At 42.9% G+C, this 2,683-nt stretch carries 4 protein-coding genes; 2 read left to right on the top strand and 2 right to left on the bottom strand.

Features of this window, described 5'->3' with window-relative positions; all coding sequences use genetic code 11:
• Window positions 1-576: an HAD-IIIA family hydrolase gene (locus tag GVY04_00180; GenBank protein ID NBD14596.1), complete on the top strand. Its 576-nt coding sequence runs from the start codon at window positions 1-3 to the stop codon at window positions 574-576.
• Window positions 577-805: 229 nt separating this feature from the next.
• Here GVY04_00180 and GVY04_00175 read toward each other — a convergent pair whose 3' ends face one another.
• Window positions 806-1,096, bottom strand: a complete 291-nt coding sequence (locus tag GVY04_00175) for a Nif11-like leader peptide family natural product precursor (GenBank protein ID NBD14595.1) — start codon at window positions 1,094-1,096, stop codon at window positions 806-808.
• Window positions 1,097-1,563: 467 nt separating this feature from the next.
• Between GVY04_00175 and GVY04_00170 the strand changes: the two genes are divergently transcribed.
• Window positions 1,564-2,334 (top strand): pantothenate kinase, encoded by a 771-nt coding sequence (locus GVY04_00170; GenBank protein NBD14594.1) that lies wholly within the window; start codon window positions 1,564-1,566, stop codon window positions 2,332-2,334.
• A gap of 57 nt (window positions 2,335-2,391) precedes the next feature.
• Here the strand turns inward: GVY04_00170 and GVY04_00165 are convergent.
• Window positions 2,392-2,683 (bottom strand): NAD(P)/FAD-dependent oxidoreductase (locus GVY04_00165; GenBank protein ID NBD14593.1); only part of this gene is annotated, 292 nt, incomplete at its 5' end.

Here is a 2,683-nt window from a genome sequence, read left to right as displayed (position 1 = left end):
GTGGCTAAACCAGCAGTTTTTCTTGACCGTGATGGAGTTCTAAACCAAGAAGCCGGGTATCTCCATCAGGTCGAAGATTTACATCTTATCCCAGGCGCAGCAAAAGCAGTGCGTCTTCTCAATGACCATCAAATCTTCTGTTGTTTAATTTCTAATCAGTCCGGACCGGCTCGCGGTTACTACTCTACCGATCATGTGGAAGCGCTTCATGAACGCTTGGAGAAACTGCTGGCAATGGAAGCAGGAGCGGCTTTAGATGCCCTGTACTATTGCCCCTATTTGAGTCCTGCTGCGGGGGGGACCAATCCCGAATTTACCGCTTGGAGTACCTGGCGCAAACCAAATACAGGAATGCTGGTTGCTGCTGCTTGGGAATACGATTTAGATTTACAAGCCAGTATGGTGGTTGGAGACAAAGCAACTGATATTGACTTGGCTCACAATGCGGGGGCAAAAGGCGTCTTAGTCCAAACCGGTTATGGGAAAGCAGTTACCCAAGGCAGCTACCAGCACCCGACTGTTCCTGATTACACAGCTGAAAATTTATTAGACGCCGTACATTGGATCCTTCAGTAGGATAAAAAGGGATAGAGCCAAGTTGAGAAGAGAAGCGACGGAAGAGACTTTTGTGCCCTCAATTCGGTTTAACCAGGTCTACTCAATCCAATCGCATCTGTTCGAGTTTTAACGCTCTGTAGTGTGTCTTCTGTGTCTTAAGTTAATAAAGTTTGATCTTAAAATAATTGCGAGCAGAAAACACGGTTCAATCCGAAGCCAATTCAGAAAAGCTGCTAAGTTCTAATCATTATCGATTGGAATAGGAATCACCACTAAAAGGTTGTACCCCAATGGTTGGATAATCATCATGAGCGGGGCTAAACAGCTCGAGCACTGCTTCTGCTAGCGCGCCAAAAAATCCTGGCTGCTTTTGCAATTCCGTTAATGCTTCCTCAACATGCTCAGAGGAAAAGTTATAGCCGGCTTCCTGGCCAACTTTTACCACTTCATCTTGGGTTGCACTCGCTTGTAATTGTTCTTTAAGCTGCTCATCTTTAGCCGCTTCAGACAAAAAATTCAGTACATTTTCTTTCGACATGATTAAAAATATATTAAGTTAGCTAACTACACTTCTATTATGACAAGAATCGCTTAGAGTTTAACAAAACTTCATAAAAATAATTTCTAGCGTTCTACCAAAATAGTTGCATGTTTATCCATTGTATAAGTGGTCAAAGATTACGCCTTCCTAAACGGAAGGCGCCTGCTTTGACCGTTGGTCAAACGACCCCTTGAAATGAATCGTGAAATGACCTCTGATCAATGATCAGACAAAGCGCTGGCGTGACTACTAAGCATTTTTGCCTAAACTTCTAATTGTCATAAAACTAAAATCGAAACTGCGACCAAGCTATCAATTCAAACCATGAGAATTAAAGTTTTTGAGCTCCTTCAAGTGATTTTTATGAGTGACAGAAATTACATACGATGCATGTCTACATAAAGAATAGCAAGATTTGAACATCGTTATTCTGCCGCCGTATAAAGTCGTAATCAGTTAAAACTTTGCAAAATCTATTTGATTTACGTTCCAATTATAATTTAGCTCTCATTATCGGTAACTCTCGCTTACATTGGGGATGTTTTTACCAAAATCAACTCGTGCAAACTTGGCATAGCCCACATTTAGAACAACCAGTCATAGGTTTACCCACGCATTTATTCCCTGCTGACGTTGCTCAATTGCTTTCGGAACCAGTGTCCGTTTATTTAGTTTCTGTTGTCGCTGAGCAAACAAAACTCTGGGAGACGTATCCTCATAAAATCATCATTACTCGAGAGGAGATTCCTCTTTGTAATACCTATGCGACATTGGGCAGCGATCGCGCGCTTTGTGCTTATGGTGCAGGAGAAACCTACGGTTATCCCGTCTTAGTGATCGATGGGGGAACCGCTTTGACTTACACGGCAGTGGGGAAACAACGTGACTTTCTTGGGGGAGCGATTCTACCCGGCTTAAGGCTACAGCTACGGGCATTAGGACAACAGACAGCAGCCCTGCCTGAAATTACCGTACCGGATGCGTTACCGCCCTTATGGGCAACCTCTACCGCAAGCGCGATCGCTAGTGGCATCATTCATACTCTGATCAGTGGAATTCATGACTACGTCACTGCTTGGCGGAAAAAACAATCGGATGCAGTCGTCGTTTTAACGGGTGGAGATGCGATTCGGCTTCATCGTTATCTCCAAGACAAATATCCTGACCTTTCTCACTATATTATTGTTGATCAAAACCTAATGTTTAAAGGAATCACTATTTTTATGCCAGACTAATCTCAATCAACTAATCTGCCACGACAAGAACGAATCCTTAGTAGTATTCACTCCATATTACCGCATCCAATTGCGCCGGATGAGAAAATAACGCTTTCTCAATTCTCGCCACAAGGGATGAGTTTGATAATACCAATCATCCCATTGTTGCACGGCTTTTGAGATTAATTCTGAGCTACTCGGAGCAGGAAACGAGACAGTTGCCAGTTGTTTCATCTTGATCTTTTTCGCCATCGCGATCGCGATTAAACTGACTAAACTATCAGCATTCTTCCCTAAAATATGTCCCCCTAAAATTTCACCATTTTGATGGACAACTAGTTTGAGTAATCCTGATGTTTCTGACTGG

This window comes from Cyanobacteria bacterium GSL.Bin1 (assembly GCA_009909085.1).
Classification (GTDB): domain Bacteria; phylum Cyanobacteriota; class Cyanobacteriia; order Cyanobacteriales; family Rubidibacteraceae; genus Halothece.
Note: the sequence above shows the minus strand (reverse complement) of the source record. Positions and strands in the feature narration are given on the sequence as shown.